The following is a 13,983-nucleotide window of genomic DNA, read 5'->3' on the forward strand; positions in this document are numbered from 1 at the left end:
GGGCCGGTGACCCGGCCAGTAGGCTGCGGGTCCACCCGCTCCCTTCCCTTTCCCGAGGTACCGCGCAGTGAGCTCCGCACCGCCCTCCATGCCCGTGTCGGTCGTCGGCCTCGGCGCCGACGGCTGGGCCGGGCTCACCGCCGCCGCGCGGTCCGCGCTGACCGGGGCCGAGGTGCTGATCGGCGGGCCGCGGCAGCTGGACCTGCTGCCGTCCGGCGAGTGCGCCGGCGAGCGGGTGGCCTGGCCGAGCCCGCTGCGGCCGGCCGTGCCGAAGCTGATGGCCGAGCACGCGGGCCGCCGGATCGCGGTGCTGGCGAGCGGCGACCCCATGTTCTACGGGATCGGGCGGGCCCTGGCGCAGGAGCTCGGGCCGCAGGCCCTGCGGGTCCACCCGCACCCCTCCTCGGTGTCGTACGCCTGCGCCCGGCTGGGCTGGCCGGTGGAGGAGACCGAGGTGGTCACGGTGGTCGGCCGCCCGGTCGCCCGGCTCGCGGCGGCGCTGTACGACGGGCGGCGGGTGCTGGTGCTCAGCGCCGGAGCGGCGACCCCGAACGAGATCGCCGCTCTGCTCCGAGAGCGGGGCTTCGGCCCGAGCCGGATGCGGGTGCTGGAGCAGCTCGGCTCCGCGCGCGAGGACACGTACGAGGGGGTGGCCGAGAGCTGGGACCACGCGCCCGGCGATCCGCTCAACGTGGTGGCCGTGGACTGCCGCCGCGACCGGGAGAGCGAGGTCCCGCGGCTCGGCGCGACCCCCGGCCTGCCCGACGCCGCGTTCGAGCACGACGGCCAGCTCACCAAGCGCCACGTACGGGCCGCGACCCTGTGCGCCCTCGCCCCGGCCCCCGGCGAGCTGCTGTGGGACATCGGCGGCGGCTCCGGCTCCATCGGCATCGAGTGGATGCGGACGCACCCCTCCTGCCGGGCGGTGGCCGTGGAGCGCGTCCCGGAGCGGGCGGCCCGCATCACCCGCAACGCGGCGGCGTTCGGCGTCCCGGGGCTGCGCGTGGTCACCGGCGCCGCCCCCGAGGCCCTCGCCGGACTCCCCGCCCCCGACGCGGTGTTCATCGGCGGCGGGCTGACCGCGCCGGGCCTGCTGGACGCGGCCTGGGCGGCCCTGGCCCCGGGCGGCCGGCTGGTGGTCAACACCGTGACCCTGGAGTCGGAGGCGGTCCTCACCGAGCGCTACCGGCGCCACGGCGGCGACCTGGTCAAACTGGCCGTCGCGCACGCGGCGGCGGTCGGCGGCTTCACGGGCTGGCGCCAGGCGATGCCGGTCACCCAGTGGTCCGTGACGAAGCCCTGGCCGCGGACCGACCGGCCCACGGCAGCACACGAAGACAACGCACAGGACCAGGAGACGACATGACCGTGTACTTCATCGGCGCGGGCCCCGGCGCCGCCGACCTGATCACGGTGCGCGGTGCCCGGCGGCTCGCCGCCGCCCCGGTCTGCCTGTACGCGGGCAGCCTGGTCCCGCGCGAACTGCTCGCCGAGTGCCCGCCGGACGCCCGTCTGATCGACACCTCGCAGCTGAACCTCGACGAGATCATCGCCGAGTGCGTACGGGCCCACGCGGCGGGCGAGGACGTGGCGCGGCTGCACTCCGGCGACCCGTCGATCTTCAGCGCGGTCGCGGAGCAGATGCGGCGGCTGGATGCGGCCGGCATCCCGTACGAGGTGGTGCCCGGCGTCCCGGCGTTCGCCGCGGCCGCGGCCGCGCTGAAGCGGGAGCTGACGGTCCCCACCGTCGGCCAGACGGTGATCCTGACCCGGATCGCCCAGCAGGCCACCCCGATGCCGCCCGGCGAGGACCTGGCCACCCTGGGCCGCAGCGGCGCGCTGCTGGTCCTGCACCTGGCCACGCGCTACGTGGACCGGGTCGTCGCCGAACTGCTGCCGCACTACGGGGCCGAGTGCCCGGTGGCGGTGGTGGCGATGGCCAGCCGCCCCGACGAGCTGATCCTGCGCGGCACGCTGGCCGACATCGCGGCGCAGGTGAAAGAGGCGGGCCTGGTCCGCACCGCGGTCATCGTGGTGGGCCGTACGCTCGGCGCCGAGCAGTTCCGCGACAGCCACCTGTACTCCCCCGAGCGCGACCGGCATGTCTGCTGATCCGGCCCGCCACGTCCTGGTCCTGGGCGGTACGACGGAGGCCCGGCGCCTCGCGGAGGCGCTGGCCGGGGATCCCTCGTACCGCGTGACCACCTCGCTCGCCGGCCGGGTGTCCGCGCCCGTGCTGCCGCCGGGCGAGGTGCGGATCGGCGGCTTCGGCGGCCCGGGCGGCCTGGCCGCCTGGATCACCGCCCACCGGGTCACGCACCTGGTCGACGCCACGCACCCCTTCGCGGAGCGGATGAGCTTCAACGCGGCCGCGGGCGCGGCGCTTTCGGGCGTCCCGCTGCTCGCGCTGCGCCGCCCCGGCTGGTCCCCCGGCCCCGGGGACGACTGGCGCTTCGCCGGCTCCCTCGCCGAGGCGGCCGCACGACTGCCGGAACTCGGCGGCCGGGCCTTCCTGACCACCGGCCGGATGGGCCTGCACACGTTCGCGCACCTGGCCGACACCTGGTTCCTGGTGCGCTCGGTCGACCCGCCGGACGCGCCGGTGCCGCCGCGGCTCGAAGTCCTGCTCGCCCGGGGCCCGTTCACCCTGGACGACGAACGGGAGCTGCTGGCGCGGCACCGGATCGACGTCCTGGTGACCAAGGACAGCGGCGGCTCCGCGACCGCCCCCAAGCTCGTCGCGGCCCGCGAGGCCGGCATCCCGGTCCTGGTGGTCCGCCGGCCCCCGGTCCCGGAGGGCGTCGCGGCGGCGGAGCGCCTGGAGGCGGCCCTGGAGTGGCTCGCGGGAGCCCCGGCCGAGATGGCTTAGGCCGCCCGGCCGTTGTCAGAGGGGTCTCTTACTCTCGTCGGTATGAGCACCACCACCTTGCTGGTCCACGACGGCTCCGCCGCACCCGACACCCCGGTCACCCGCATCGGCGGCCTTCCGCTGGCGCCCTCCGGCACCCGTTGGCCCACCTGTGCGGCCTGCTCCGGGCCGCTCCAGTTCATCGCGCAGATCGTCCTCGACGGCGGGCGCGGGGTCCTCTCCGTCTTCATGTGCGCGAACGACCCGGGCATGTGCGGCGACTGGAGTGCGACGGCCGGCGGCAACAGGGCGTACCTCTTCCCGTCCGCCGGGCTGGTGCCGCTGCCGCTGCCCGCACTCCCCACCGCCGGGGACGACGACGACGAAGACGACGACGAGGACGAGGACGAGGACGTTCGGCAGCTCGGGGCGGTCCGTACCGTCGAGCGCGTCACGGTGGCCGAGCCTGAGTACCGGCTCGCCTCCAAGGCCTGGTCCGAGCAGAGCGGGCGCCCTGCGAACGAGGTGCTCGGTCAGCTCGGCGGCACCGCCGACTGGCTCCAGAACGACGAGACCCCCGACTGCACGGGCTGCGGCCGCCCCATGGAGTTCGTCGCCCGACTGGACGAGGGCCCGGACCCCCTCACCGCCCCCAACTTCGGCTCCGGCAGCGCCTACGCGCATGCCTGCGAGCCCTGCGGCCGGGCGGCGTTCCTCTGGCAGTGCTGAGCCCTGAGCCCCCGCCGCCCACGGACGCTTCGTCGCGCCCGGGGCGGCGGGCCGGCTGTGCTGCCGGTCAGGCCTCCGGATGGCGGCGCGGGGTCCACGTCACGCGGGAGCCGTCCGGCCGCTCCGTGACCTGGGTCTGCGAGGACCCGATCAGCAGGATCGTGCGCATGTCCACCTCGGACGGCTCCAGTTCACCGAGCGCGAGGATGCGGACCGACTGCTCCGGGCCGCCCACGTCGCGGGCGACCACGACCGGCGTCTGCGGCGAACGCAGCTCCAGCAGCAGCTCCTTGGCCTGGGCGACCTGCCAGGTCCGGCTGCGCGAGCCCGGGTTGTACAGGGCGAGCACCAGGTCGGCCGCGGCAGCGGCGCGCAGCCGCTCCGCGATGACCTCCCACGGCTTGAGCCGGTCCGACAGGGAGATCGTGGCGTAGTCGTGGCCGAGCGGGGCCCCGGCCGCGGCGGCTGCCGCGTTGGCGGCGGTCACCCCCGGCAGGACCCGTACGGGCACGTCCTTGTACTCCGGCTGCCCCGCGACCTCCAGGACGGCGGTGGCCATGGCGAAGACGCCCGGGTCGCCGCCGGAGACCACGACGACCCGCTTGCCGCGGCGGGCGAGGTCGAGCGCGAACTCGGCGCGCTCCGACTCGACCTTGTTGTCGGAGCCGTGCCGGATCTGGCCCGGCTTGACGGGTACGCGGTCCAGGTACGTGGTGTACCCGACGAGCACCTCGGCGTCGGCCAGCGCCCGCCGGGTCTCGGGGGTGAGCCAGAGCGGCCCGGCAGGTCCGGTGCCGACGACGGCGACCTGGCCGGGCCCGGACGGCACACTGCCCGGGTTGCCGATGCGGCTGGGCACGACGGCAACGGCGAAGTACGGGACGCTGTCGGGGTCGGTGTCGGCGAGGACGCCGGTCCGCTCGCCCGCCATGGTGGCGCGCTCGACGTACCGGGCCTCCGGCAGCCGCCCGCTGCCCTCCATGGCCCGGCGCACGGCGGGGAAGGTACGGCCGAGCTTCATCACGACCGCGGAGTCCGTGGCGGCGAGGCGGGCGGTGAGCTCCTCCTCCGGCAGGGTGCCGGGCAGGATCGTCAGCACCTCCTCGCCCTCCACGAGCGGGGTGCCGAGCCGGGCGGCGGCGGCGCTGACCGAGGTCACCCCGGGGATCACCTCGGCCTCGTACCGGTCGGCGAGCCGCTTGTGCATGTGCATGTACGAGCCGTAGAAGAGCGGGTCCCCCTCGGCGAGCACGGCGACGGTCCGGCCGGCCTCCAGGTGCGCGGCCAGCCGGGCGGCGGACTGCTCGTAGAACTCCTCCATCGCCCCCTGGTAGCCGCCGGGGTGGTCGGTGGTCTCGGTGGTGATCGGGTAGACGAGCGGCTCCTCGACGTGGTCCGCGCGCAGGTGCTCGGCGGCGATCGAGCGGGCGATCGAACGGCCGTGGCGGGCGCTGTGGTACGCGACGACATCCGCCTCGGCGATGACCTGGACGGCCCGGAGGGTCATCAGGGAGGGGTCGCCGGGGCCGAGCCCGACGCCGTACAGCTTTCCGGTGCGGGCTGTGGTGCCGGCTGCGCTGCTCATTCTTCCTCGCTCGCGATCGCGTTGACGGCGGCGGCCGCGATGGCGCTGCCGCCGCGCCGGCCGCGCACGATCAGGTGGTCGAGGCCGGACGCGTGGGCGGCGAGCGCGTCCTTGGACTCGGCGGCGCCGATGAAGCCGACCGGGACGCCGATGACGGCGGCGGGGCGCGGGGCGCCCTCCTCGATCATCTCGAGCAGCCGGAACAGCGCGGTCGGCGCGTTGCCGACGGCGATCACGGAGCCCTCCAGCAGGCCGCGGTCGCGCCAGACTTCGAGGGCGGCGGCGCTGCGCGTGGTGCCCATCTTCGCGGCGAGGGCGGGCACGGCCGGGTCGGACAGGGTGCAGATCACCTCGTTGTCGGCGGGCAGCCGCTTGCGGGTGACCCCGCTGGCGACCATCTGCACGTCGCAGAGGATCGGCGCGCCGGCGGTCAGGGCGGCACGCGCGCGCAGCACGACGTCGGCGGTGTAGCCGAGGTCCCGGGGCAGGTCGGTCATTCCGCAGGCGTGGATCATGCGTACCGCGACCTGGGCGACGGAGGCGGGCAGCCCGGAGAGGTCCGCCTCGGCGCGGATCGTGGCAAAGGACTGGCGGTAGATCGCCGCGCCGTCCTTCTCGTACTCGAACACTGTGTACTCGCTCATTTCTTCGCTGCGTCGTGGGAGGTGGTGCGGCGTGCGTCCGCGAGGGCCGCGGGAAGTTCGGAGGTCTGGAGGCCGCGGCGCGGGGTGCGGCCGTCCGCGCAGAGGTCGTACCCGGTGGGGGTGGCGACCACGTCCACCCACGCGGTGCCGCGGGGGTGCCCGCACCGGCGTTCGCATCCGGACCAGTGCACGGGCAGGGGGCCGGTCGCGCGGGTGACGGCGGCCCGCGCGTCGGCGCGTACGTCCGCGAGGGATTTGGCGCAACCGGGGCGCCCCGTACAGGCGGTGACGGACCGCCAGGGGTCGTCGGGGGCGGTGACCAGCCCGGCCCCGGCGAGGGCGGCCAGCGCTCGTGCCGCGGCGTGGGCGGGCACGCCGGGGACGACGACGCCGCGCCAGGGGGTCAGGCGCATGCGGCCCGTGAGGCCGGCCAGCAGGCGCCACTGCGCGGTGGTCAGGCGGCCGAGCGGTGCGAGCACGCTGAGCGCGGCGGTGCCCTCGGGGTCTTCGGGGTCTTCGGGGCCTTGGACGATGCCGGGCTCGGGGGCCGGGGAGCGCCGGGCGTCTTCCCGTACGGGGGAGGCCTCGATCCCGGCGGCAGCCAGCCGCACGCCCAACTCGTCGGGGCGCAGGGCTTGTTCGGCGGGCAGCTCGGCAACCCGCCAGGCCCGGGTACCGGCTTCCCGGACGGCGTCGAGGAAGTACGCGGCGGCCACCAGGGCGGCCCGGGGCGCGTCGGCCGCGGCCACGAGCAGGGCGTCGGCCGGATCGGTCGTCCACAGCAGGGCCCGGTCGGCGTCCCGGGCGACCAGGTTCACATCGGCGGCGAGCGAGGTGACGTCGCCGCGGCCGTCGTCGAGGGCGAACAGGAAGCGGCCGGACAGCCCGGCCGCGGGCGCGCTCGCGCACAGCAGTTGGTCCAGCTCCGCGACCCAGGGCGCCACATCGGGCAGGCCGCTCCGGTCGAGGCCGGTCAGCGGCGAGGCGACGATGTTGCGGACCCGCTCGTGGGTGGGCGCGGGCAGCAGGCCGGCGCGGACGAGCACGGACTGCAGTTCGCCGCCGCAGCCCGCCCCGAGTCCGCGCAGTTGCGCATTGCCGCGGGAGGTGAGGTCGATGTGCCCGTCGCCGAGCCGGTCCGCGGCATCGGCCAGCAGCGCGGCCGCGTCCGCGTCGAGCATTCCGCCGGGCACCCGCACCCGGGCCAGGAACCCGTCGTCCGCGGCGTGCAGCCGCAGCGCACCGGGGCAGGCGTCACCACGGTCGCGTATGACGGGTTCGTCCCGCGGTGCGGCGGACGGGGGCTGGGGCGGCATGGCGGCGAGCATACCCACGATTCCCCCGCCCCGACCTGTGGCCGTCACCACCCGCTCCCTCCGCGCAGCAACGGTGCGCGGGCGGACTCGGCGCTGCGTGGAGCGGGGGCGCGCGGGGGCGCGCGGGGGCGGGGGGGCGGGGGCGGGTCCGCCGGGCGGGCGCCCCGGCGCTGGCCACCCCCACTCCCGGTCAGGGAGATCGCCACCTAAGATGACCAGCGGCGGAGCCACATGGCCCGCCGGGAGGAAGCCCGGTGCGAATCCGGCGCGGTCCCGCCACTGTGAACCCTGCAGAGCAAATCCGCCGGGTGAGTCAGGAACTCCCGCTGTCCTCACTGCCCGGGGCGCGGAAACCCCGAGGAAGGCCTGCCGCCGCATGATCCTGCTGCTGTCGACGTCCGACACCGATCTGCTCAGCGCCCGCGCCGCGGACGGCCCCGTGCCGTACCGGTTCGCGAACCCGTCCCGCCTTCCCCTCGACGACCTGCCCGGGCTGCTCGACGGCGTCGACCTGGTCGTCGTACGCCTCCTCGGCGGCCTGCGCGCCTGGCAGGACGGCCTCGACCTGCTCCTGGCGCCTGCCCAGACCCGCCCGGTGGTGGTCCTCACCGGCGAACAGGCCCCGGACGCCCAGCTGATGGAGGCCTCCACGGTCCCGATCGGCATCGCGGCCGAGGCGCACGGCTACCTAGCCCACGGCGGCCCCGCCAACCTGGACCAGCTGGCCCGGTTCCTCTCCGACACCGTGCTGCTCACCGGCCACGGCTTCGAGCCGCCGGCCGCCGCGCCCACCTGGGGCCCGCTGGAGCGCACGCCGGGGACCACCGAGGGTCCGCGGATCGCCGTGCTGTACTACCGCGCCCACCAGATGAGCGGCAACACCGCCTTCGTGCACGCCCTGTGCGACGCGATCGAGGCCCAGGACGCCCGGGCGCTCCCCCTCTACGTGTCCTCCCTGCGCACCCCGGAGCCGGACCTGATCGCCGCGCTGGAGTCGGCGGACGCGGTCGTCACCACCGTCCTCGCGGCCGGCGGCACCAAGCCCGCCACCGCCTCGGCGGGCGGCGACGACGAGTCGTGGGACGCGGGTGCGCTGGCCGCGCTCGGCGTCCCGATCCTGCAGGCCCTGTGCCTGACCGGCTCGCGCAGCGCCTGGGAGGAGAACGACGAGGGCCTGTCCCCGCTCGACGCCGCGACGCAGGTCGCCGTGCCCGAGTTCGACGGCCGCCTGATCACCGTCCCGTTCTCCTTCAAGGAGCTCGACGAGGACGGCCTGCCCGCGTACGTCGCCGACCCCGAGCGGGCCGCCCGCGTCGCCGGCATCGCCGTCCGGCACGCCCGGCTGCGCCACATCGAGCGCCGCGACAAGAAGATCGCGCTCGTCCTCTCCGCGTACCCCACCAAGCACTCCCGCATCGGCAACGCGGTCGGCCTCGACACCCCGGCCAGCGCCGTGGAGCTGCTGCGCACGCTCATCGCGGGCGGCTACGACTTCGGCCCCGTCGAGGAGATCCCGGGCCTGGTCTCCGGCGACGGCGACGAGCTGATCCGCGCCCTGATCGAGGCCGGCGGCCACGACCAGGACTGGCTGACCGAGGAGCAGCTGGCCCGCAACCCGGTCCGGATCCCGGCCGCCGACTACAAGCGGTGGTTCGCCGAGCTCCCGGCCGAACTGCAGGGCAGCGTCAACGAACACTGGGGCGAGGCCCCGGGCAACATGTTCGTGGACCGCTCGGCCAACCCGGAGGGCGACATCGTGCTCGCGGCCCTGCGCCGCGGGAACCTCCTCATCCTGATCCAGCCGCCGCGCGGTTTCGGCGAGAACCCGATCGCGATCTACCACGACCCGGACCTGCCGCCCTCGCACCACTACCTGGCCGCGTACCGCTGGATCCAGGCGCGCGCGGAGGACGGCGGTTTCGGCGCCGACGCGATGATCCACCTGGGCAAGCACGGCAACCTGGAGTGGCTGCCGGGCAAGAACGCCGGCCTGTCCGCGGCCTGCGCGCCCGACGCCGCGCTCGGCGATCTGCCGCTGATCTACCCGTTCCTGGTCAACGACCCGGGCGAGGGCACCCAGGCCAAGCGCCGCGTGCACGCCACCCTGGTCGACCACCTGGTGCCGCCGATGGCGCGCGCGGAGTCGTACGGGGACATCGCGCGCCTGGAGCAGCACCTGGACGAGTACGCCCAGATCTCGGCGATGGACCCGGCCAAGCTGCCGGCCATCCGCGCCCAGATCTGGACCCTGATCCAGGCCGCGAAGCTCCACCACGACCTCGGTCTGGAGGAGCGCCCGGACGACGAGGGCTTCGACGACTTCCTGCTGCACGTCGACGGCTGGCTGTGCGAGGTCAAGGACGCCCAGATCCGGGACGGCCTGCACGTCCTGGGCGGCGCCCCGACCGGCGAGGCCCGGGTCAACCTGGTCCTCGCCATCCTGCGCGCCCGTCAGATCTGGGGCGGTACCACGGCCCTGCCCGGCCTGCGCGAGGCGCTCGGCCTGGACGAGTCCGCGGCCACCCGTACGACCGCCGACGAGGCGGAGGCGGCGGCCCGCGCGCTGGTACAGGCGATGGAGGACGCGAACTGGGCCCCGGAGGCGGTGGCTTCGGTCGCCGCCGGTTACGCGGCGGACGTGGCGGCCGTCCTGGACTTCGCGGCCCGCGAGGTGGTCCCGCGGCTGGCCGGCACGACCGACGAGATCGCGCACGTGGTGAGCGCGCTGGACGGCGCCTTCGTCCCGGCGGGCCCCTCGGGTTCCCCGCTGCGCGGCCTGGTCAACGTCCTCCCGACGGGCCGCAACTTCTACTCGGTCGACCCCAAGGCCGTCCCGTCCCGCCTCGCGTGGGAGACGGGCCAGGCCCTGGCCGACTCCCTCCTCACCCGCTACCGCACGGACAACGGCGAGTGGCCCGCCTCGGTCGGCCTGTCCCTGTGGGGCACGAGCGCGATGCGCACCTCGGGCGACGACGTGGCCGAGGCGCTGGCCCTGCTGGGCATCCGCCCGGTGTGGGACGAGGCCTCGCGCCGCGTCACCGGCCTGGAGCCGATCCCGCTCGAGGAGCTGGGCCGCCCGCGCATCGACGTCACGCTGCGCATCTCGGGCTTCTTCCGGGACGCGTTCCCGCACGTGATCGGCCTGCTGGACGACGCGGTACGGCTGGCTGCGGGGCTGGACGAGCCCGCCTCGGAGAACTTCATCCGGGCCCACGCCCAGGCGGACCTGGCGGAGCACGGTGACGAGCGGCGCGCGACGACCCGTATCTTCGGCTCGCGCCCCGGCACGTACGGCGCCGGCATCCTCCAGCTGATCGACTCCCGCGACTGGCGTACGGACGCCGACCTCGCGGAGGTCTACACGGTGTGGGGCGGCTACGCGTACGGCCGCGGCCTGGAGGGCCGCCCGGCCCGCGCCGAGATGGAGACCGCGTACAAGCGGATCACGGTGGCCGCGAAGAACACGGACACCCGCGAGCACGACATCGCCGACTCGGACGACTACTTCCAGTACCACGGCGGCATGGTGGCCACGGTCCGCGCCCTGCGCGGCACGGCCCCGGAGGCGTACATCGGCGACTCCACCCGCCCGGAGACGGTCAAGACCCGCACCCTGGTCGAGGAGACGTCCCGCGTCTTCCGCGCCCGCGTGGTCAACCCCAAGTGGATCGAGGCGATGCGCCGCCACGGCTACAAGGGCGCGTTCGAGCTGGCGGCGACCGTGGACTACCTCTTCGGCTACGACGCCACGACGGGCGTGGTCGCGGACTGGATGTACGACAAGCTCACGGAAACGTACGTCCTGGACCCGACGAACCGCGCCTTCCTCGAGGAGGCCAACCCCTGGGCCCTGCACGGCATCGCGGAACGCCTCCTGGAGGCCGAGTCCCGCGGCATGTGGGAAAAGCCGGACCCCCAGATCCTCGAATCCCTCCGCCAGGTCTACCTGGACACGGAGGGCAACCTGGAGGGCGAGGCGGAGTAGTCCGCAGTACGGGGAGCCGGACCGGCCTCCTCACCCGCGTACGGGTGGGAGGCCGGTCCGGCTCTTTGCGTTCCGGCTCCCCCGGGCGGCTCAGCTCAGCTCAGCCGTACGGGCAGGCTGAGGAGCCCGCGGTGGCGGGGGTTGGACTGCCACCGCGCCTCGTGCGCCTCGTGCAGCCGCAGGCGGGGGAAGCGCTCGAGGATCCGGGTGAGGGCGATCTCGCCCTGCAGGCGGGCGAGCGGCGCCCCGAGGCAGTGGTGGATGCCGTGGCCGAAGGCGAGGTGGCGGCCCACGTCGGCCCGGCCGATGTCGAACCGGTCGGGGTCGGCGAACACGGCCGGGTCCCGGTCGGCGCCGAGCAGCGAGATCTGGACGAACTCGCCCTTCTGGATGGTCACTGCGCCCACCTTGATGCGCTCGGTGGCGTAGCGGAACGACGCGAGGCCGGACGGGGACTCGTAGCGCAGGGCCTCCTCGACCGCGCCGTGCACCAGCTCCGGGTCGGCGCGCAGGGCGGCGAGCTGGTCGGGGTGGGTGAGCAGGGCGTGGATGCCGTTGGCGACGAGGTTGACCGTGGTCTGGTGGCCGGCGACGAAGAGGAGGAAGGACATGGAGGTGATCTCGTCCTCGGTGAGGGCGTCGCCGTCCTCGTCCCCGTCTGTGAGCAGGGCGGACAGCAGCCCGTCGTCGTCCGGGGTCTCGCGCTTGAGGGCGATGAGGGCGCGCAGGTAGCCGAGCATGTTCTCCGCCGTGAAGACGGAGACCTCGCCGTCGCCCTGGCCGCCGCCGATGCTGTTGCCCCGTATCCGGAGGATCTCGTGGTCCGCTTCGGAGGCGCCGAACAGCTCGAAGACGACCGCGACCGGCAGCGGGAGGGCGAACTCCGAGATCAGCTCGGCCTCGGCCTTCCCCTCCAGGGCGTCGAGCAGCCCGCCGACGAGCTGTTCGACCAAGGGCCGCAGGCTCGCGGTGCGGCGGGCGGTGAACGCCTTCTGGACGAGCTTGCGCAGCCGGGTGTGGTCGGGCGGGTCGGCATTGAGCATGTGCGAGAACATCGCCGCTCCGGGCCCTTCGGTGAGCCCGATGTGCCGGCCGAACCGCTGCGCGGCCTGGTTCTTCGACAGCCGCGGGTCGGCCAGGAGGGCCTTCGCCTCCGCGTGGCCGGTGACGACCCAGCCCTCGACAGCTCCGGGGCCGGGGTAGCGCAGGTAGCGGATGCCTCCGTCCTGCCGCCGGCTCCCGTAGACCTCGTGGGCGCGGTCCTGCCAGTCGTCGGCCAGGACCTCGGCGTGCTCGCGGTCACGGCCCTGGTGGTCACGGCCCTGGCGGTCGTGGGTGTTGCGGTCAGGCATGGTGCACCCGGTCCTTGTGGCCGACGTGGACGGTCTTCACCCCGAGGAGGCCGACGAGCGGCACGTCGGCGGTGCGCTGGCCGGGGGCGACGACGAGTCCGGTCCGGCGGATGTGGTCGAGCAGGAGTTCCGCCAGCGGCATGACCATGTGCCGCCCCCAGCAGCGCTCGCTCGCGTGGCCGAACGGCATGTACCCGGGGGTGGCGTCCGGGTCGAGGGTGTCCCACCGGGCGGGCCGGAACTCCTGCGGGGCCTCCCACAGGGCGGGGTCGCGGTGCGTGAGCAGCGGCAGCACGAGTACGTCGTCGCCGGACCCGATGCGCGAGTCGAGGGCGGGGTACTCGGGGCTGCGGTTGCGCAGCAGGTTCCAGGAGGGCGGCAGCAGCCGCATCGCCTCGTAGAGGACGTTCCGGTTCGAGTCGCCGTCGTCGAACGGGGAGCCGAGCCACAGGGCGTTCGCGACGAGGGTGGAGACGGTGAAGCAGACGGGAGCGGCCGCGCGCCGGTACATGCCCATGGCGTACCGGCGGTCGTGGTACCCCTCGGCCTCGGCGAACAGGCTGCCGATGTGGGTCAGGTGCGGGCCGGGCCGGGGCCGGCGCGGGAGCGCGGCTCCGGCGACGATCGTCGACCAGGTCAGCTTCGGGTCGATCTCCAGCGTCCGGGACATCAGGATCCGCAGCCGCGCGGGGTCGTCGCGCAGGATCAGATCCCGGAGGAAGTTGTGGCCGGTGAGGGGCCACGGCCCCGACAGGTCCGTGTCGTGGGGTATCGGGCTCTCCAGGGCTTTGCGCACGTCCTTGCCGATGGTGCGCATCACGGAAGAGGCCTCGGTCTTGGAAATGGACCGGCCGTGCAGGGGCTTGAATGTCGGCCGCTCGGTCTCCGTGGCTTTTCGCGCGGCGAGAATCCTGTCGGAGAGTTCCGCTCCGGCAATTCCGATGGTGTCCGACTCCAGCCGGACGAGGTCTTTTCCTAGGTGGTCGTCGATGAGTGCCTGGAGTCGTGGGGCGAATACGGTGGCACGGCGCGTACGCGCACGCGTCAGGGGCGTGGCTGGCATATGAGGGCTCCGGGGAATGCCGAAGGCCCGTACACGGCGGGGCCGGAAGGGCCGACGCCGGCTCCACCGTGTACGGGCCAGGTGCTGGGATTTCCGGCTTAGTACCAGAAGTACCAGGCGCTCTGCTTCAGGCTCGGCTCGCTCTTCTTGACGAACGAAAGGTCCCGGCAGATCGGGGTGCTGCGCAGGGCGGCGAGAATCGTCTTCTTCATGTACTTACCCTCCTTCACATGTGCTTGCGCACATCAATGGTCCGACCGGTCACGGCAGTTGATATGCACGGGAGGTGCACCTGCCGTGTTGCGTGGCCGTTTCACCGAGTAGACACGCAAGTGACGGAAGTAGTCAATGGTTCCGCTTTTTCGCTGGCCGAATCCGATACCCGGAAGGACTTCTTCCGCACCTTCGAATAAATTCGAACGCCGCGTGACAAGACGAATACCGGACGCCTCTCGGATTTG

Annotated in this window: 10 protein-coding genes and 1 riboswitch; of the genes, 5 read left to right on the plus strand and 5 right to left on the minus strand. The window is 74.2% G+C overall.

Translation table 11 applies throughout. The features are described from left to right. Positions 1-88: 88 nt before the first annotated feature. The 4 genes from cbiE to OG299_RS09985 are packed head-to-tail and all read left to right on the plus strand — an operon-like array spanning position 89 to position 3,577. On the plus strand, positions 89-1,366 hold the full coding sequence (cbiE, locus tag OG299_RS09970; protein WP_327364492.1) for a precorrin-6y C5,15-methyltransferase (decarboxylating) subunit CbiE: 1,278 nt from the start codon (positions 89-91) through the stop codon (positions 1,364-1,366). Then, complete coding sequence (gene cobM, locus OG299_RS09975; protein ID WP_266634436.1) at positions 1,363-2,112, plus strand: precorrin-4 C(11)-methyltransferase; 750 nt, start codon at positions 1,363-1,365, stop codon at positions 2,110-2,112. The genes cbiE and cobM overlap by 4 nt, the downstream gene beginning before the upstream one ends. Next, complete coding sequence (locus OG299_RS09980; protein WP_266634434.1) at positions 2,102-2,869, plus strand: cobalt-precorrin-6A reductase; 768 nt, start codon at positions 2,102-2,104, stop codon at positions 2,867-2,869. The genes cobM and OG299_RS09980 overlap by 11 nt, the downstream gene beginning before the upstream one ends. A 42-nt stretch (positions 2,870-2,911) precedes the next feature. Continuing rightward, positions 2,912-3,577: a hypothetical protein gene (locus tag OG299_RS09985; RefSeq protein WP_327361274.1), complete on the plus strand. Its 666-nt coding sequence runs from the start codon at positions 2,912-2,914 to the stop codon at positions 3,575-3,577. Positions 3,578-3,644: 67 nt separating this feature from the next. On the opposite strand, the gene OG299_RS09990 is transcribed toward OG299_RS09985, so the two are convergent. From OG299_RS09990 to cobG, 3 genes are read right to left on the minus strand one after another with little or no spacing between them, the layout of a single operon-like run. Next, positions 3,645-5,162, minus strand: coding sequence for a precorrin-2 C(20)-methyltransferase (locus OG299_RS09990; RefSeq protein ID WP_327361275.1), 1,518 nt, complete (start codon positions 5,160-5,162; stop codon positions 3,645-3,647). Next, the gene (locus OG299_RS09995) at positions 5,159-5,806 is read right to left on the minus strand and encodes a precorrin-8X methylmutase (RefSeq protein ID WP_266634429.1); all 648 of its coding nucleotides are present in this window, start codon (positions 5,804-5,806) and stop codon (positions 5,159-5,161) included. Before OG299_RS09995 ends, OG299_RS09990 begins: the two co-directional genes overlap by 4 nt. Beyond that, positions 5,803-7,122, minus strand: a complete 1,320-nt coding sequence (gene cobG / locus OG299_RS10000; RefSeq protein ID WP_327361276.1) for a precorrin-3B synthase — start codon at positions 7,120-7,122, stop codon at positions 5,803-5,805. Before cobG ends, OG299_RS09995 begins: the two co-directional genes overlap by 4 nt. 203 nt (positions 7,123-7,325) lie before the next feature. Beyond that, positions 7,326-7,465, plus strand: a riboswitch (cobalamin riboswitch). Positions 7,466-7,498: 33 nt separating this feature from the next. On the opposite strand from cobG, the gene cobN reads away from it, so the two are divergent. Beyond that, a complete protein-coding gene (gene cobN, locus OG299_RS10005) occupies positions 7,499-11,107 on the plus strand; it encodes a cobaltochelatase subunit CobN (RefSeq protein ID WP_327361277.1) in 3,609 nt (1,202 codons plus the stop codon). A 95-nt stretch (positions 11,108-11,202) separates the two neighbouring features. On the opposite strand, the gene OG299_RS10010 is transcribed toward cobN, so the two are convergent. Beyond that, entirely contained in the window at positions 11,203-12,459 is a 1,257-nt protein-coding gene (locus OG299_RS10010; protein WP_327361278.1) for a cytochrome P450 family protein, read from the minus strand. Further along, on the minus strand, positions 12,452-13,522 hold the full coding sequence (locus OG299_RS10015) for a cytochrome P450 (protein WP_266634421.1): 1,071 nt from the start codon (positions 13,520-13,522) through the stop codon (positions 12,452-12,454). Before OG299_RS10015 ends, OG299_RS10010 begins: the two co-directional genes overlap by 8 nt. Positions 13,523-13,983: the final 461 nt, after the last annotated feature.

It is taken from the genome of Streptomyces sp. NBC_01296 (genome assembly GCF_035984415.1).
Classification (GTDB): Bacteria; Actinomycetota; Actinomycetes; order Streptomycetales; family Streptomycetaceae; genus Streptomyces.